General features: G+C 69.2%; 14 protein-coding genes. 6 read left to right on the top strand and 8 right to left on the bottom strand.

All coding sequences use genetic code 11. From position 1 onward, the window contains the following. The 3 genes from ACWCO2_RS26845 to ACWCO2_RS26835 all read right to left on the bottom strand — a co-directional run. Positions 1-173, bottom strand: a 173-nt coding sequence (locus tag ACWCO2_RS26845; protein WP_450130546.1) for a cation transporter, incomplete at its 3' end; no start/stop codon positions are given. A 72-nt stretch (positions 174-245) separates the two neighbouring features. Then, positions 246-1,184 carry a hypothetical protein gene (locus ACWCO2_RS26840; RefSeq protein ID WP_450130544.1) on the bottom strand — a complete coding sequence of 313 codons (939 nt, stop codon included), beginning with the start codon at positions 1,182-1,184 and terminating at the stop codon, positions 246-248. A gap of 58 nt (positions 1,185-1,242) precedes the next feature. Further along, on the bottom strand, positions 1,243-1,452 hold the full coding sequence (locus ACWCO2_RS26835; protein WP_450130543.1) for a heavy-metal-associated domain-containing protein: 210 nt from the start codon (positions 1,450-1,452) through the stop codon (positions 1,243-1,245). A 233-nt stretch (positions 1,453-1,685) separates the two neighbouring features. On the opposite strand from ACWCO2_RS26835, the gene ACWCO2_RS26830 reads away from it, so the two are divergent. The 4 genes from ACWCO2_RS26830 (at position 1,686) to ACWCO2_RS26815 (ending at position 9,079) form a co-directional block, all read left to right on the top strand. Next, complete coding sequence (locus ACWCO2_RS26830) at positions 1,686-2,123, top strand: Fur family transcriptional regulator (protein ID WP_450130545.1); 438 nt, start codon at positions 1,686-1,688, stop codon at positions 2,121-2,123. Continuing rightward, complete coding sequence (gene katG, locus ACWCO2_RS26825; protein WP_450130542.1) at positions 2,116-4,329, top strand: catalase/peroxidase HPI; 2,214 nt, start codon at positions 2,116-2,118, stop codon at positions 4,327-4,329. Before ACWCO2_RS26830 ends, katG begins: the two co-directional genes overlap by 8 nt. A gap of 183 nt (positions 4,330-4,512) precedes the next feature. Next, a complete protein-coding gene (locus ACWCO2_RS26820) occupies positions 4,513-5,481 on the top strand; it encodes a quinone oxidoreductase family protein (RefSeq protein WP_450130541.1) in 969 nt (322 codons plus the stop codon). 58 nt (positions 5,482-5,539) lie between these two features. Beyond that, positions 5,540-9,079: an AAA family ATPase gene (locus ACWCO2_RS26815; RefSeq protein ID WP_450130540.1), complete on the top strand. Its 3,540-nt coding sequence runs from the start codon at positions 5,540-5,542 to the stop codon at positions 9,077-9,079. Here ACWCO2_RS26815 and ACWCO2_RS26810 read toward each other — a convergent pair whose 3' ends face one another. Continuing rightward, on the bottom strand, positions 9,080-10,240 hold the full coding sequence (locus ACWCO2_RS26810) for a L,D-transpeptidase (protein ID WP_450130539.1): 1,161 nt from the start codon (positions 10,238-10,240) through the stop codon (positions 9,080-9,082). Between the two features lie 552 nt (positions 10,241-10,792). Between ACWCO2_RS26810 and ACWCO2_RS26805 the strand changes: the two genes are divergently transcribed. Both ACWCO2_RS26805 and ACWCO2_RS26800 read left to right on the top strand, forming a co-directional pair. After that, positions 10,793-11,536: a solute carrier family 23 protein gene (locus ACWCO2_RS26805; protein WP_450130538.1), complete on the top strand. Its 744-nt coding sequence runs from the start codon at positions 10,793-10,795 to the stop codon at positions 11,534-11,536. 294 nt (positions 11,537-11,830) lie between these two features. Next, the gene (locus ACWCO2_RS26800; RefSeq protein ID WP_450130537.1) at positions 11,831-13,132 is read left to right on the top strand and encodes a sigma-70 family RNA polymerase sigma factor; all 1,302 of its coding nucleotides are present in this window, start codon (positions 11,831-11,833) and stop codon (positions 13,130-13,132) included. Position 13,133: 1 nt separating this feature from the next. On the opposite strand, the gene ACWCO2_RS26795 is transcribed toward ACWCO2_RS26800, so the two are convergent. Genes ACWCO2_RS26795 through ACWCO2_RS26780 form a run of 4 tightly spaced genes read right to left on the bottom strand, consistent with a single transcriptional unit; the run spans position 13,134 to position 16,616 of the window. Beyond that, positions 13,134-14,480 carry an acetyl-CoA carboxylase biotin carboxylase subunit gene (locus ACWCO2_RS26795; protein WP_450130536.1) on the bottom strand — a complete coding sequence of 449 codons (1,347 nt, stop codon included), beginning with the start codon at positions 14,478-14,480 and terminating at the stop codon, positions 13,134-13,136. After that, positions 14,477-14,716, bottom strand: a complete 240-nt coding sequence (locus ACWCO2_RS26790; protein ID WP_450130535.1) for an acetyl-CoA carboxylase — start codon at positions 14,714-14,716, stop codon at positions 14,477-14,479. The genes ACWCO2_RS26795 and ACWCO2_RS26790 overlap by 4 nt, the downstream gene beginning before the upstream one ends. A 14-nt stretch (positions 14,717-14,730) precedes the next feature. After that, positions 14,731-15,717, bottom strand: coding sequence for a 5-oxoprolinase subunit C family protein (locus ACWCO2_RS26785; RefSeq protein ID WP_450130534.1), 987 nt, complete (start codon positions 15,715-15,717; stop codon positions 14,731-14,733). Then, positions 15,714-16,616: a 5-oxoprolinase subunit B family protein gene (locus ACWCO2_RS26780; protein WP_450130533.1), complete on the bottom strand. Its 903-nt coding sequence runs from the start codon at positions 16,614-16,616 to the stop codon at positions 15,714-15,716. Before ACWCO2_RS26780 ends, ACWCO2_RS26785 begins: the two co-directional genes overlap by 4 nt. Positions 16,617-16,635: the final 19 nt, after the last annotated feature.

Below are 16,635 nucleotides of genomic sequence, written 5' to 3'. Positions count from 1 at the left end.
CCCTCCGGGACGCTGACCTTGGCCTTCTCCGTCGCGTAGTTGACGGTCGCCGCGACGCCGTCGAGCTTGTTCAGCTTGCGCTCAATCCGCCCCGCACACGAAGCACACGTCATCCCGCTGATGGCGAGTTCGATCTCGCCGGTGCTCTGCTGGATCCGTTCCTCGGTGGTCACTAGTGCACCCTTTCTTGTGCAGACGCCAAGAAGGCGTGTCATACCGGTTCGTCCTCGTTGCTCAGTCCCGGCTCAGTGCCCGGTGTGACCGCTCGGCTCGGCTGCGGGGGCGGTGCCGCTGGTGTCCACTGTGAACTCTGCGGTGCGCACGACGCCGCCGTGCTGGAAGCCCAGGAACAGGCGGTAGGTGCCCGCGGTGGGCACCTCTGCGACGAAGTCGATCTGTGGGCCGGGCGCGGTGCGACCGTCGGCGGGCGACCCGTCGGGGTGCACGTGCAGATAGGCGAGGTCGTCGCCGCGCAGGGCCACCAGGTGGCCGTAGGCGGACAGGTACGGCTGCAGGTCGGTGACGGGTCGGCCATCCTTGCTGACCGTCAGCTGCAACGGGGACGACTGCCCGGCGGCGAGCTCGCCGCCGAGGCGGACCTGGTAACCGTCCACTTCGGATACCTGTGACGGGGCGAAGCTGCGCGGTTCGAAGTCGCCGCCCGCGGAGATGTCGGTGCCGAGGGTGGTCGCCGCACCGCCGGTCGGGGTGAAGTCGGCGAAGACCCGGTAGCTGCCGGCCTCGGGTAGGTCCAGCGGTGTGGTCCAGGTGCCGTCGGCGGCCATCTGCGGGTGCAGGTGCTGGAATCCTGCGGTGTCGCGGCGGATTAGGACGAGGTGCAGCTGCTTGTCGTGCTCGACGTCGAAGTTCGTGACCGCGCGCCCGTCCGGGCCGAGGACGCGGAAGGAGAAGGGTTCGGTGGTGCCGGCCTGTCGGGTCGTGCCGGTGGGCGCGAGGGTGTAGCCGCCCCTGGACGACGCGAGTCCGCCGGGCAGGTCGGTCTCCGCGACGGTGCCGCTGTGGGCGTCCCCATGTCCGGTGGCCTCACCGCTGGGCATGCCGTTGTGGCTGCTCGAAGAGGGGGCGGCGGAGAGGGGACCGACGGCGGTGCCGACCGCCCAGCCGCCACCGGCGACCAGGGCGAGCACCGCACCGTAGGCGGAGAGCTTGCCTGCTGCGTTCATGACGAATCCTCACTGGGAGCGGGGCGGGCCGGGGGAGCGGCCCGCCCCGGGGATCAGGTCAACTGCCGGCCAGCTGATAACCGGCCTCTTCAACGGCGGTGCGCACATCGGCGGCGCTGATCGCCTCGCCGCTGGAGACGGTGACCGCCCCGGTGGGGAGGTCGACGGCCACCTCGGAAACGCCGCCGATCTTGCTGACCTCCTCGGTCACCGACTGCGCGCAGTGCCCGCAGGTCATGCCGACGACGGTGAAGGTGGACTCGGTCATCGGGAACTCCTCTGAGTTGCTACTACCCCGGGGGGGTATATGTTGTCGACGGGTTCGATTTATACCCCCGGGGGGTATTGATTGCAAGCGGCGGATCGAATTGGAAGAACGGTTCATGTTGCTCGATGATTTCAGTGTCAATCAAAATTGTGGCGGACCGCGGGTTACTCTTGATTCGATCCAGAAAACAGGCCAGACTTCTGCACGTGCCGACGACAGCCGACCACGAGCGCATGCTGCGCGAGGCTGCACTGCGCGTGACCCGCCCGCGGGTCGCAGTGCTGTCAGCCGTGCACGACCACCCGCACGCGGACACCGAGTTGATCATCGGTGCCGTGCGCGAGGCACTTCCGAAGGTGTCCCACCAGGCCGTTTACGACGTGCTGCGGGCACTGACCGACGCTGGACTGCTTCGCCGCATCCAGCCGATGGGCTCCCTGGCCCGCTACGAGGCGAGGGTGGGGGACAACCACCACCACCTCGCGTGCCGGTCGTGCGGGGTGATAGCCGACGTCGACTGCGCCGTCGGTTCGGCGCCCTGCCTGACGGCCTCGGACACCCTGGGCTTCAGCATCGACGAGGCCGAGGTTATCTACTGGGGCCTGTGCCCGACCTGTTCCCCTGATTCGCGAGCAGCACCTGAAAAACCTCGAGAGGAATCCCGTGACTGACAGCACCAACGTCGGCCAAGCCACGGAGCAGAGCGAAGGCCAGTGCCCGGTCGCGCACGGACGTGCTCCGCACCCGACCGAAGGCGGCGGCAACCGCCAGTGGTGGCCGAATCGACTCAACGTGAAGATCCTCGCGAAGAACCCGCTGGTGGCCAACCCGCTGGACGAGGACTTCGACTACGCCGAGGCGTTCAAGAGCCTCGACCTGCCCGCCGTGAAGCGGGACATCGAAGAGGTGCTGACGACCTCGCAGGACTGGTGGCCCGCTGACTTCGGTCACTACGGCCCGCTGATCATCCGCATGGCGTGGCACAGCGCCGGTACCTACCGCACCAGCGACGGCCGCGGCGGCGCCGGTGCCGGTCAGCAGCGGTTCGCGCCGCTGAACAGCTGGCCGGACAACGTCAACCTGGACAAGGCCCGCCGCCTGCTGTGGCCGGTCAAGAAGAAGTACGGCCAGAACATCTCCTGGGCCGACCTGCTGATCCTGGCAGGCAACGTCGCGCTGGAGTCGATGGGCTTCAAGACCTTCGGCTTCGCCGGTGGCCGCGAGGACGTGTGGGAGCCGGACGAGGACGTCTACTGGGGCCCGGAGACCACCTGGCTCGACGACCAGCGCTACACCGGTGACCGCGACCTGGAGAAGCCGCTGGCCGCGGTCCAGATGGGTCTGATCTACGTCAACCCGGAGGGCCCGAACGGCAACCCGGACCCGATCGCCGCTGCTCGCGACATCCGCGAGACCTTCGGCCGGATGGCGATGAACGACGAGGAGACCGTCGCGCTGATCGCCGGTGGTCACACCTTCGGCAAGACGCACGGTGCGGCGCCCGACAGCCACGTCGAGGCCGACCCGGAAGGCGCCCCGCTCGAGCAGCAGGGCCTGGGCTGGAAGAACTCCTTCGGCACCGGCAAGGGCGCGGACACCATCACCAGCGGTCTCGAGGTCACCTGGACCACGACGCCGACCAAGTGGAGCACCAACTTCCTCTGGAACCTCTTTAGCTTCGAGTGGGAGCTGACCGAGAGCCCGGCCGGTGCGAAGCAGTGGAAGCCCAAGGGCGGTGCCGGTGAGGGCACGGTTCCGCACGCGCACGACGCGTCGAAGCGGATCGCGCCGAGCATGCTGACCACCGACCTGGCGCTGCGCTACGACCCGGTCTACGAGCCGATCGCCCGCCGGTTCATGGAGAACCCGGACCAGTTCGCCGACGCCTTCGCCCGCGCGTGGTTCAAGCTGACCCACCGCGACCTCGGGCCGAAGTCGCTCTACCTCGGCCCGGAGGTGCCCGAGGAGAACCTGATCTGGCAGGACCCGCTGCCGGCCGTCGACCACGAGGTCATCGGCGCCGAGGACATCGCCGCGCTGAAGGCGAAGATCCTGGAGTCGGGCCTGGACACCGCGCAGCTGGTCTCCACCGCGTGGGCGTCGGCCTCGTCGTTCCGCGGTAGCGACAAGCGCGGTGGCGCCAACGGTGCGCGGATCCGTCTGGAGCCGCAGAAGAGCTGGGAGGCCAACAACCCCGACCAGCTCGCGACCGTGCTGAACACCCTGGAGGGCATCCAGGAGTCGTTCAACGCCGGTGGTAAGAAGGTCTCGCTGGCCGACCTGATCGTCCTCGGTGGTTGCGCCGCGGTAGAGCAGGCCGCCAAGGCCGCTGGTCACGACGTCGAGGTGCCGTTCACCCCGGGTCGCGTTGACGCCACCGAGGAGTACACCGACGCGGAGTCCTTCGCCCCGCTGGAGCCCGCCGCTGACGGTTTCCGCAACTACGCGAGCAAGGGCAACCGGCTGCCGGCCGAGTACCTGCTGCTGGACAAGGCGAACCTGCTCACGCTGAGCGCGCCGGAGATGACCGTCCTGGTCGGCGGCCTCCGCGTGCTGGGCGCGAACTACGACTCGTCCAAGCACGGTGTCCTCACCGACAACCCGGGCCAGCTGAGCAACGACTTCTTCGCGAACCTGCTCGACCTGGGCACCGACTGGCGTCCGGCCGACGCGGAATCGCAGACCTTCGAGGCGCGCGACGCGTCGGGCGAGGTCAAGTGGACCGGTACCCGTGCGGACCTGGTCTTCGGCTCGAACTCCGAGCTGCGGGCGCTCGCCGAGGTCTACGCGAGCGACGATGCCAAGGCGAAGTTCGTGCGCGACTTCGTCGCGGCGTGGGACAAGGTCATGAACCTGGACCGGTTCGACCTGGTCTGATCGGCGATCAGTCGTTGACTGACGAGACCCCGTCCTCGAGTTCTTCGAGGGCGGGGCCTCGCCCTTTTCGGGTGGACGCCCAGGAGTCCGGGTGCGCGCGGGTTTCGCGGCGGCCATCCTGGGCCAATGCCTTCGACCGGGACGCGGCCAGCACCTCGTGACGGGGTGCGTCGGCCAGCGACGATGACCGCGTTGTTCGGTGGCACCGGCCCGGAGTGGGTGGCCCGGGAGATCCCGGTGCCCGAGGTCGGTCCGGGGCAGTTGCTGGTGCGGGTGCGCGCTGCTGGGCTGAACAACGCTGACGTTCCGGTGCTGGCCGCCACAGATCCGACGGTCGGTGGCACGGGTGAGCAGTACCAGGCCGGTTACGAGTTCGCAGGTGAAGTGGCGGCCGTCGGCGAGGGCGTCGCGGGTGTGGCCGTGGGGGACCGGGTGATGGGCACGCAGCCGCGCAGCTTCGCCCAGTACGCGCTCACCGACCACCGGCACGTCCTGCGCATCCCCGACGCCATCGGGTTCGAGGAGGCCGCCGCGCTGCCCACCGGTCTGCTCACCGAGCACGGCGCGCTCGAACTGGGTGCTTTCCAGGCCGGGCAGTCGGTGCTCATCACCGGCGCCACCTCGGCCATCGGCCTGCTCGGAGTGCAGATCGCCAAGGTGCTCGGAGCTTCGACGGTCATCGGCACCACGCGGTCCCCGTCGAAGGAAGCGTTGCTGGTGAGTGCTGGCGCGGACGTGGTGGTCGTCGGCGACGGCCTGACCGAAGAGGTGCTCGAGGCCACGGATGGTAGGGGCGTGGACGTCGTCCTCGACCATGTGGGCGGGCGGACCTTCGCCAGCTGCTTGCCCGCCACCCGAGTCGAGGGGCACCTGGTCAACATCGGCCGCCTGGACCGGGCGGAATCGACGATCAACCTGGACCACCTGTCCTACCGGCACCTGCACCTGCGAGGGGTGTCGTTCGGGTTCAGCCGCCCGGCCGAGCTCGGCGAGGTGATGGCCGCGCTCGTCCCCGAGGTGCTCCCCGCGGTTGCCGATGGGCGGATCCGCCCGATCATCGACGAGGTCTTCCCGTTCGACCGCGCGGCGGAAGCCGCCGACCGGCTGCGCACCGGCCAGGCCAACGGCAAGATCGTCCTGGTCGTTCCCTGACCTCGGCTGTTCGGGTTCTTCCTCGAACGATCACCGGTCGGCAGTAGTCTGGCCGATCGTGGACCGACCGACGTTGCCCGAGCACCTGCAACTGCTGCTCTCCGATGAGCCCGTCCTGGACGTGTACTCGTACGGACCCTGGCGGGTGCCGGACGGGTTGTACGAGGAGATCCGACAGCGCGCTGAGGAGCTCAACCGCGACCCGGCGGCCGAGAAGATCACGATGCAGCTTCCGGCGTTCTTCGCCGAGGGCACCTCGGTCGTCGGCGCTGAGCTGTGGTCCTTGCTGGAGTTCTTGCTCGGCACGGCGGCGGTGCACGCTCGCAACTCCGTCGATGTTCTGCGCGACGCGCTGGGCGCGTTCGTGGCTCAGCCGTGGGAGCCCGTCCTCTCCTGGGGTTCGAGCGTGATCGCACCGGGGTTCCGGCCGCCGGTGGAGTGGTTGCTGGAAGGTGCCGGTGACGACCCGGAGCTGCGGGAGGTGTCCTTCGACCTGGCCCGGCGCTGTCTGGACGTCTTCGCGGGGATCGAACCCCTCGAGCCGCGCCGCCAAGCGCTGATCGCCCTGCACGACCTGCGCGCGGCCGACCCGGCGTTGGCCAAGCAGGACCTCGTGGCGCCGGTCGGTGAGCTGCGGGAGATGTGGGCGCAGCGGGCGGATGAGTCGATCCTGGCGGCACTGCCCGAGCTCGCCGGGCCGGCCGGTTACCTGGACTGGGCGTGCTCGGGATTCTTAGCCGCGCACCAGCGGCTGCTGGAACGGGTGACGGGCACGACGGGTACCGGTCCGGTGCCCGACATCGACCCCGCCGTGGCGAAGGAGGCCGCACTGGCCTGCGTGATGTTGCACGCGGACCTGGTGGAGGTGCCGGTCGAGCTGGCGCTCACCACGGGACGCGAGAAGTTCGGCGTCGTGCAGAACATCTTCGCCGGGCTGAAGGGGACCTTCAATGCCAACCAGTGGCACAACCAGGTGAGCGCCTGGCTGGGGCGCGCGGTGCTGGCCGGTGAGGTGGACGTCTGCCGCGCCTGGCTCGACATGGCGATGCGGATCAGCGGCGTCGTGCAGGGGCTGCCGAACAGCGTGGTGACGCCGAGCTGCAGCGTCATGGTCGGGGAGTTCCAGCGTCAGCTGCGAGTGCTCATCGAGCCGCGCCGAGTGGTCAACCCGCTGGTGGCGAAGCTGTCCACCGACGAGTCGTCGGACGAGTCGGAGGAGGATCCGGCCGCGGAGCTGGTGGGGCAGCCGGCACTGGCGGAAGCTCTGCGCACCGCGCTGGCGGACTTCCAGCACAGCCACACCGAAGGCGTGCGGATGCTGTTGTCGGGGCCGGAGAGCACAGGCCGGGGCACCGCGTTGGGGCTGCTGCGCGGTGCGCTGCACAAGATCGGCGCGTACGGCCACGAGCTGTGGGTGTCCGATGCGGAGTTCACCAGCCTGGACGTCAGCAACGCCGTGGTGCACCTGCAGCAGAAAACGTTCGGCCTCGGTCCCCGCGACGTGCTGGTGGTGCACGGGCTCGACCAGCTGGCGGGTCTGGAGTGGTCCGGCGCCGCGCTGCTCGAGGAGCTGCGTCGGCTGCTGAACCGCCTGCCGGAACTGCACGTCATCGCGGTGTGCCGGGGCGGGGGAGCGGATCGGGTCGGCGAGCTGAACCCGGCGCTGCTCCAGCAGTTCCGGGTGGCGACGACCCGTCCTTTCACCGAGGAGGAGCGCGTTGAGCTGTTCAAGCGCGCGGTGACCCGGCGAGACGCGGAAGTTGCGGACGACGTTGCGCAGGAAGGTGCGCGGTTGGCGGCGGCCGGGCAGCAGAACATGCGCGGCGCCCGGCTGGTCGAGGACTTGGCGGAGCGCAGCGTCGGAGCAGCCCGGGCCCGCAGCAGCGACGGGCAGGCGGAGGTCCTGGGCAGCGACTTGCCGAAGCCGCCGGCCAGCGGTGCCGATTTCGCGGACTGCGTCGGCTTGGAATCGGTGCGCCGCGAACTGGACCTGGTGCTGGCCGAGGTGCGGGCCGCCGAGCTGCGCAGGGAAGCCGGGATGCCGGACGCGGTCCGCCCGCGGCACCTGGTGTTCACCGGCGGGCCGGGGACCGGGAAGACGACCACTGCCGGGGTCTTGGGCCGGATGTGCGCTGACCTTGGACTGCTGTCCTCGGGGCACCTCGTGGTGGTCGACTGCGCGGACCTGGCCGGACGGCACGTGGCTGAGGCCGGGATCGGCGTGCAGCGCGCGATCGAGCGGGCATCGGGCGGTGTGCTGTGCATCGAGGACGCGGGCACGCTCGCCAGGCCCGGCATCGACCTCGACCAATCCCGCAACCGCGGCGTGATCGACGCGTTGCTGGCTGGTCTGCAAGCGCGCTCGCAGGACCTGCTGGTGGTCCTGTGCGGTCCGGACGCGGCGGTGAACGGCCTGCTCAAGGCCAACCCGGAGCTGCAGGTCTGCTTCCCGAAGGTGGTGCGCTTCCCGGACCTGACCGATGCGCAGGTCGTGGAGCTGTTCGAGCGCAAGGCCGCCGATGCCGGCTTCACGTCGGGCGACGGGGTGCCGGAGAAGGTCGGGAAGCTGGTCCGCGCGGCCCGCCGCGACGCGGCGATGACCAACGGGCGCCTCGCGGTGAACCTGCTGGAGCGCGCGATCTCGGCGCAGTCCAGGCGGATCCTGGCTGATGCGGAGCCGGGCGGTGCACTGGACCGGATCGAGGTCGACGACGTCCCGGACACCGCGGTGGAGCCGGTGCGCGCGGACCTGCCGGAAGACCCGCTGGCGATGATCGACGACCTAGTCGGCCTGGAGACGGTCAAGCGCGAGGTGCGGCTGGTGGTCTCGGAGGCCGAGGCCGACCAGATGCGCCGCGGCGCCGGGCTGGAGCTCGGCTCGCGCACCCGGCACCTGGTGTTCACCGGCAACCCGGGCACGGCCAAGACCACGGTGGCCAGGCTGATCGCGGCGGTGTACGCCAAGCTCGGCCTGCTGTCCTCCGGACACTTGGTGGAGGTCTCGCACGCGGACCTGATCGCCCAGTACATCGGCCAGACCGCCCCGAAGGTCCGCTCCGCGGTGGAGCGTGCGCTGGGCGGCGTCCTGTTCATCGATGAGGCCTACGCGCTGACCCCGCCGGACGGTCGGCAGTCCTACGGTCCGGAGGCGATCGCCGAACTGCTGCGGTTGATGGAGGAGCACCGCGACGACCTGGTGGTGATCGCGGCTGGGTATGAGAGCAGGATGGCGGAGTTCCTGCGCACCAATCCGGGCCTGGCCTCCCGCTTCCCGTCGGTGGTGCACTTCTCGGACTACGGCGAAGCAGAACTCGTCGAGATCTTCGAGCGCATGGCGGCGACGGCCGGATTCACCCTAGACAAGGGCGTTGACGCCCAGGTTCGCCAGATCCTGCGTGCAGCCAAGCGGGACGAGTCGTTCGGCAACGGCCGGGTCGTGCGCAACCTGCTGGACCGGGCGATCGCGTTGCAGGGCGAACGGATCACGGCGAAGGCGGCGGCGCCCGAGGAGGTCCGGCGCCTGCGCCCGGTCGACCTGGCGGGCGTGCAGGTCAGCCGACTCGTCTCCGGGGAGGACCCGTTCGGCCAGTACCTGTGATCAGCGCTCTTGGTAGAGGGCGCTGCCCTTGACGTATTCGGGATAGGGGATGGTCCAGTCCGGGATGTCGCCGTCGGCGGTGGTCAGCGGCCGGTCGGAGCCGACGATGTCCACTGGGTCCCCGATCTGCACGAAGTCGAAGTACCACTTGCCGTCGGTTGGGGAGAGGTTGATGCAACCGTGCGAGACGTTGGACTCGCCCTGGGCCCACACGGTTGCGTCGTTGACGTGCACGAACTCGCCGTTGTTGGAGATGCGCACCGCGTTGGGCAGGACCTCGTCGTAGAACTCGGGGTCGCCCTTCTGCGGCCCGCCCCAGCTGTCCGAGCGCATCCGGATGGAGGTGTGCTTCTCGGAGGCCACGTGCACGCCGAACTGGGTCGGGTAGATGCTCCTGCCGTAAGAGGCGGGCAGCTGCCGGACCTCCTGGCCGTCCTGGTAGACGGTGAACATGTGCGTGTTGACGTCGCCGACCGCGCGCTGATCCCGGCCGATGCGGAAGTTCGTCTCGTGGTCGGCGGTGCCCATGACACCGCCACCGGTGTCCACCCCGTACAGCCGCGCGCGGACCTTCACGGTGGTGCCGGGCTTCCAGTAGTCCTTCGGGCGCCAGTTGACCTGGTCATCGGCCATCCAGTGGAACGAGCCCTCCGTGGGCACCGACGGTTCGACGGACAGGCGGCGTTCGACGGCGGCGCGGTCGGTCACCGGCTTGGTGAAGTAGATCGACACCGGCATGGCGACCCCGACCTCGTCGCCGTCGCTGGGCCTGGTCCGGTCGACGGTGACCTCGTCGGCCGGGGTGGCGGTGGTGAAGGTCGAGTTCGTCGGCGGCGCCGGGATGCGCTCGGCGTCCTGCGCCTGGGCCTGCACGCGGTAGGTCTTGCTGAACTCCATCGGGGCGGTCGAGCTCCACTTCCGGCCGCCGTCGGTTAGTTCGCCGGGAAGCGCGGTTCCCCCGTCCGAGGTAACGGTGACCGAGGTCAGGACGCCTCGGTGGGCGGTGACGACCAGCGGATCGCTGGGCCCGATGTTCGCCCCGTTCGGCACGGAGGTCGTCACGGACGCGGCGGACACCTTGGGCTTCGGCTCGGTGCACGAGGTCAGCGCGCATGCGAGCGCGGTCCCGACGACGATTGGCCACGCCAGTGCAACTCGCATACCGACCCCCCGAAACCTCAAGCGTGCGGCTTCACGTTCCAACCACTGTCGGTGCGAATCCGTGACATATCAACACGATCAAGGTTGCAGCGGCGTTCGCGGGACCTTGACGAGGCTTGGTGACAGGGGAGCTCCCGAGATCGCGCCGGGCGGGATCGTTGACGGAGTGTGTGGGGGGGGGGACGAACGGCCGCTGGGCGAGCAGTTTTGCGCCTTGCGGAACGCGGTGCGGCCGTCGCGCGCCCGGCCGACGTCGAATCGATCCACATCTGTGGCGATCGCATGGCATTGATCGTCGTGCTCCATCGAGGACACTCGTTGGAAGGAACCCGGGGCCGATGGTGCAAGATCGGATATGTCCAATGATGGCAATGGTTTTGGGGGATCGCGAGAAGTTCGGTGCTGGTTGCGCCGGCCATCCGGATCTTGGTCCTGTTTGGAATCTTCGGGCTTGCTGGAGGAGTCGGCATCAGGGGGGAGTTCACAACAACCCTGGCGTCCTGCCATCCGGTTGACGAGAAGTTGCCGGCCAAACGGCTCATCAGCACGTTGATGGCGGCACCGTTCGGCATGCTCGACACCAGCACGTTCGCGCAGGCGTCCTGGTTCGCGCTGCCGGCACCGCTGCAGTTCGGCATGCCCGAGTTCCAGCCGTCGGCGATCCTCGCGGTGTGCATCGTGATCCTGGTGGCGATGACCGAGAGCGCGGCCGGGATGCTGGCGATCGGCGAGATCTGCGACCGAGAGGTCGAGAAGAAAGTCGTCACCCGCGGCCTACGGGTGGACGGCATCGCCACCACGGGCGGCTCGCTGTTCGGCGGCCTGCCCACCAGCGCCTTCGCCCAGAACGTCGGCGTGGTGTCGCTGACCGGCGTGCGCAGCCGGTTCGTCGTCGCCGTCGCGGGCTCGGTGATGGCTCTGCTCGGGGTGTTCCCGGTGCTGGGCGGCGTCGTCTCGCTGGTGCCGTACCCGGTGCTCGGCGGTGCGGCGCTGATGCTGTTCGGCAGCATCGCTGCCAGCGGCATCCGCACGCTGTCGCGGGCGCACCTGGAGCAGGGGCACAACATGTTCATCGTGTCGGTTTCGCTGGCGGTCGGGCTGATCCCGCTGGCCGCGCCGAAGATCTACGAACAGTTCCCGCAATGGTTCCAGACGGTGTACGGCACCGGGATCGTCGCCGGCGCCATCGTGGCTGTGCTGCTCAACGTCGTCTTCAACCATCCGCTGAAGGCCGCGACGCCGAAACCGGTGGCACAACCGGCAACTCCGGAACCCGCCCCGAGCACCGGCGGCTAGCGCCTGCCTTCGAACCTGCGAGTGCCCCTGCTCGAGCGCTGCACGTGCTCGGGGAGAGGCATTCGCAGTCCAGGCGGACGCTGAGGTTCCGATACCGGCACCGCCTTGCAAACCGAGTGCATCAGACACGTTCCGATGTTCCGGCGTCACGCAGAGCGAGCGATGGCGAAGGTTTGGTCTTCCGGGACGAGTCGGTATTGAGCCGTTCTCGTGATCGACAACGCCTATTCGGCCGAAAGCCGCCGGGATACGCTTTCTCCCGCTGGGAGAAGTGTGGCGTTGAAGGTGGTTTTGGTGGCGGCGGTCCCACAGGAAGATCAGGTCCAGGGCACGAGTGATGCCGAGCTGATCGATGCTGTGCGCAGTGGTAATGGCGAGGCGTTCGGGACGCTGTACGAGCGGCACGTGGGCGCGGCGCACGCGATGGCCCGACAGGTCACCAAATCGCAGGCGGAAGCCGATGACGTGGTGTCCGAGGCCTTCGCGAAGGTGCTGGGCCTGTTGCGGGACGGCAGGGGGCCGACGGATGCCTTCCGCGCCTACCTGCTGACGGCGGTGCGGCACGGCGGGTACGACCGGGCGAACAAGGCGAAGCGGACGCAGGCCGTCGATGACCTGGAGACGGTGCCCAACATCGACATCAGCCAGCCGTTCCGAGATCTGGCGGTGGAGAACGAGGAGCGGTCGCTGATCACGGCGGCGTTCCAGCGGTTGCCGGAGCGGTGGCAGATGGTGCTCTGGCACGTGGAGATCGAGGGCGAATCACCGTCCAAGGTCGCGCCGATGCTGGGCATGACGGCCAACGGTGTTTCCGCGCTGGCCTACCGGGCCCGCGAAGGCCTCAAGCAGCAGTACCTCCAGGTGCACCTGGCGACGATGGCCGAGGAACCCGACGCGTGCCGCTCGGTGATCGACCGGCTGGGCTCGTGGACCCGCGAAGGCCTGTCGAAGCGCGAGACGGCGCAGGTCAACGTGCACCTGGACGACTGCGACCGGTGCGCGGCGATCGCAGCCGAGCTGATGGAGATCAACGGCTCGCTGAAGGTGTTCATCGCACCGATCGTGCTGGGCGGGAGCGCATCGGCGACCGGTTACCTGGCCACGACGGGTGGCAGTCTGGTCGGCGCCGGGGTCATCGGGGCCGTGCGGTCGAACCCGCGCAAGAGCATCGTGGCGGGCGGCGCGATCCTGGCCGCGTTGGCGGCGTTGGGCATCGCGCTGGCCGCGAACGAGACCGACCCGCCACCGCTGGCCGCAGCGCCGGTCACGCCGGAAAGCCAGCAGGGACAACAGGTTCCGGCCCAGAACCCGCCACCGGCGACCGTCCCTCCGGCGACCCCACTCCCGGAACAGTCCGCGCCTCCGGAACAGCAGCCCGGACAGGCGCCAGTTCCCGAGCCGCCGGTAGAGGAAGAGCTGTCGTTGCCGCCGCTGCCGTTGGTCCCGCCGGGCCGGCAGGACGTCGCCGACGTCGAGGCGAGGCTGTCCCTTCCGCTGCTGAACGGCGTGGGTGCGGCGATCGACCTCGACGTCGACCGGAACCGGATCCAGTTGGAGGCCAACGTGAACGTGGGACAGCCCGACCACCAGCGCTGAGTCACTCCGCGAGCAGGTGCTCCAGCCACGTCGTGTGCACCGGTCCGCGGCGGAGGTCGGGTTCGGCGAGCAGGCGTTCGTGCAGCCCTGCGGTGGTGGCGATGCCCTCGGCGTGGAACTCGCGGATGGCCTGCCGGGCTCGGGCGTGCGCCTGCTCCCGGTCCGCGCCCCAGCACACCAGCTTCGCGATGAGCGAGTCGTAGAACGGGCTCACCCGGTCGCCGGGGCCGACCCAGGTGTCGAACCGGACGCCCGGGCCACCGGGGAGCTCGAACTCGGTGACCTCGCCGGGAGTCGGCGCGAAGCCGCGTTGCGGATCCTCGGCGTTGATCCGCAGCTCGACAGCGGCACCGTGGGCCCGGACCGAATCCTGGTCGAAGGACAGCGGGGCACCGCCGCTGATGCGCAGCTGCTCAGCGACCAGGTCGATCCCGGTGATCGCCTCGGTGATCGGGTGCTCGACCTGGATCCGCGTGTTCATCTCGATGAAGTAGAAGTTCTCGTCGGCGTCCACGAGGAATTCGACCGTTCCTGCGTTGCGGTAACCGACGTGCTCGGCCAAGCGCACCGCCGCCTCCGCGATGGCACGACGGGCGTCGTCGGACAGCTGAGGCGCTGGCGCTTCCTCGATGAGCTTCTGCCGACGCCGTTGGACCGAGCAGTCCCGTTCCAGGAGGTGCCGGACGTTGCCGTGGTCATCGGCGAGCACTTGGACTTCCACGTGCCGCGCCTGCGGAATGGCGCGCTCGAGGTAGATGGTCGATTCGCCGAACGCGGACTGCGCCTCCGCCTGCGCGGCGGGCAGCACGCTGCTCAACTCCTTCGCATCTCGCACCGGCCGGATGCCGCGACCACCGCCACCAGCGGAGGCCTTGATCAGCAAGGGATAACCGAGATCGGCCGCCGCTCGCTCCGCCTGGGCGTGGTCGGTGCACGGGCCGCTGCCCGGCACCACCGGCACACCAGCCGACTGCGCCGTGCGGCGGGCGGTCGCTTTGTCGCCCATGAGCTCGATGGCTTCCGGCGTCGGACCGATGAACACCAAGCCCGCGTCGCGCACCTTGCGCGCGAAATCCGCGTTCTCGGACAGGAATCCGTAGCCGGGGTGCACCGCATCGACCTCGGCCTCCTTGGCGGCCTTGAGCAGCACTTCGGCGTCCAAATAGGACTTCTGCGCAACGGAGCGACCGATGTGCTGGACGTCGTCGGCCATCCGCACCCACCGGGTGCCCTCGTCAGCATCGGAGTGGACCGCGACCGCTTCGACGCCTGCTGCGTGGCACGCGCGGATGATCCGCACCGCGATCTCGCCGCGGTTGGCCACCAGCACGCGCCTCAGCCCGGTCATGCCTCGTCCATTTCGAAGAGGGTCTGCCCGACGTCGACCTCGTCGCCGTCGTCCAGCAGGATGTTGGTGACCACCCCGGCGGATTCCGCTTTGATCTCGTTGTAGGTCTTCATCACCTCGATCAGACCCAACGTCTGACCCACCTCGACGGCGTTGCCGGGCTCGATGTACGGGTCGGCGTCGGGGGACGGGCGGCGGTAGAACACGCCGGGCAGCTGAGCATCCACATCGGGCATCGGTTCCTCCAGGGTCACCTCGGGTCGGCGTCGAGCGCGATGCGGGCCTTGCCCAGTCGCGCACGTCGTTCCTGCCGGGCCGCCATCGCGGTGTCGACGTCCACGGCGGTGAAGCGCAGCTTGCTGCCGGTGCGGGTCTGCGCGATGAGATCGCGGTCGGCGGAGATGACCGTGCCGATGGTCGCGTAGCCGCCACCGGTGACCGCGTCGTTGAGCAGCACGATCGGCTCGTCACCGCCGGGGACCTGCACCGATCCCACCGGGTAGCCGAGGTCCACCACGTTCGCCGGGTCGCTGCCCGCGCCGAAGGGCTGCTCCCGTTCGACGAAGTCCAGCGATCCGCCGCGCAGCCGGTAGCCGACCCGGTCCGCGTCCTTGGTGACCTTCCACTCGGTGTCCAGGAAGGACCGCAGGGCGTCCTCGGTCAGTCGGTAGGAGCACAGCCCGACGATGAACCGCAGCTCGGTGACTGCCGGGAAGTCCAGGCGGAGCTCTTCCGGCAGCTCCGCACCAGTCGCGGGCGCCGACTGCTCCGACCCCAGCGGCAGCCGGTCGCCGGAGGTCAGCGCGCGGCCTTGGAAGCCGCCGATGCCGGTGAGCATGTACGTGGACCGGGAACCCAGGTAGGGCTCCACGTCGATCCCGCCGCTGACCGCGAGGTAAGGCCGCGCGCCGCGCCGGACCTGCGTCGCGGCCAGCACGTCTCCGGCTTCGACGCGGAGCGGTTGCCAGGTCGGTGCGGGCTGGCCGTTGATCGTGACGACGCAGTCGGCGCCGGTCACCGCGACGTGGCGCGAATCGGTGAACTCCAGCTCCGGACCCAGGTAGGTGGCCTCCAGCACGGCCGCACCGGACGGGTTGCCCACCAGCATGTTGGCGATCTCGTAGGAGTACTGGTCCATGGCCCCGGACGGCGGCATGCCGATCGCGTACTGGCCGTCCCGCCTGGAGTCCTGCACGGTCGTGGACAAGCCGCCCGAGCGCACGATCAGTTCATTCATCGGTACAGCACCTCCATCAGCCGTTCGTTGACACCGTCGGGATCGGCGAGGAACTCCGCCGGGCGGAACGCCACGTCCCGGGTGCGGTAGCGGAAGGTGCCCGCCTCGACCTCGGCCCGGACGGCCTCGTACTCGTCGGGCTCGATCGAGCGGTACCGGAGGATGTCGCTCGGCTGCGGGAACGCGATGCGGTCGGCGAAGTCCGGCAGCCGCTGCGACAGGTCGAACACCGGTGCGGGCGCGATCCCGAACAACTGGTACCCGCCGGCGCCGCGCACGGGGTAGACCACCGCGAACGCCCCGCCGAAGCCGAACGCGCGCTCCGGTGTGTCGGTGCGCGGTCGCACGTACTTGGGCACCTCGATCTGCCGATCGCGGGTAACCATCTGGTAGCAGAACGGCAGTCCCGGGACGAAGCCGAGCATGGTGACGATGAACGGCGCCGAGGTGATCGCGTCGATCAGCGATCCGACGTCGGGGTGGCCGTTGATCCGCGCGGCGTACTCGAGGTCGGTGGCCGATGGGTCCTGGTGGCGGTCCCGGAATCGCATGAGCGTCTCGCGGGTCCACGGGTCGTCGAACAGCACCGGGACGTCGACCACGCGCGTCTGCACGGTGTAGTCCTCCGGAAGCTCACCGGCGGAGTGCTCGAGCGCCTTGAGCTGCTCGACCAGCTCGGCCGGATGCAACCGGTCGGGGTCCAATCGGACCAGGTAAGAGGCGTTCGACGGACAGATGTCGATGACGCCGTCGACGTCGAGCCGGCGCAGCGCGCCGGTGATCGCCATCGCCTTGAAGTTCGCCTCGAGGCTCATTTCGCGGTCTAGCTCGACGAACACGAACTCGTCGCCGCCGAACTCGTACCGCGCTGGTGGCAATTCGATCCTGGTAGCGGTCACGGTGCCCCTCCTCACCAAA

This window comes from Saccharopolyspora sp. NPDC002376, from assembly GCF_053593195.1.
This window is presented reverse-complemented; position numbering and strand designations above follow the sequence as displayed.